We start from the raw sequence: 628 nt of genomic DNA, 5'->3' as shown, positions 1-628 counted from the left end.
ATCCGGCTGGATATCGATCTGCGCCTGGATCGGGGCTGGGAAGCCCCAGACTGCCACGATGGTGCAGATTCCCAGACTGGCTGCTGTTACCAGGCCCGCCACAGCCAGAAATCCGTTTAGTTTCCTGCTGCGGTCCAGCCTATTTGTTTTCTTTCTGCTCTTCTCCATGCTTCTGTTCATCCCCGCCATTGTCTACCGGACCACTACCGCATCCGCCGTATCGGTATAATCACTCTCCGACACTCCGAACCAGTAACCGATTTCATACTCAAACTGCTTCGTCTCCGCCACATGGATGCCGCTGTATTCCATGAAATACCGGTATGGCAGCACACCTCCGTATTTCAGCCGGTACTCCATCCACGACGTTCCGCCCGCCGCCGCATCCTTATCATAGTACTTCTCGCCGGACAGAGGACCGCTCTTCCCTGCCAGGTTCGCAAGTCCCAGCCTCACTCCTCCGGTGTCAGCAGCCAGCATGCCGGTGTTTGAAAGTGCAATGCTTGCTTTTACCGGCGTCAGTACCGCATAGCCGCTTTCTTTTTTTGATTCCGCCTTCAGAATCTTTCCGTCTATGGGATAAGCGTTTTGTTGGTAATGTTTAAATCCACGCTGTAATCCTTATGGT

At 53.7% G+C, this 628-nt stretch carries 1 protein-coding gene; it reads right to left on the bottom strand.

The window, feature by feature from the left end:
• Window positions 1-192: 192 nt before the first annotated feature.
• Window positions 193-480 carry a hypothetical protein gene (locus HMPREF9473_RS25840; RefSeq protein ID WP_006783170.1) on the bottom strand — a complete coding sequence of 96 codons (288 nt, stop codon included), beginning with the start codon at window positions 478-480 and terminating at the stop codon, window positions 193-195.
• Between the last annotated feature and the right edge of the window lie 148 nt (window positions 481-628).

Source organism: Hungatella hathewayi WAL-18680 (assembly GCF_000235505.1).
Taxonomy (GTDB): Bacteria; Bacillota; Clostridia; order Lachnospirales; family Lachnospiraceae; genus Hungatella_A; species Hungatella_A hathewayi_A.
This window is presented reverse-complemented; position numbering and strand designations above follow the sequence as displayed.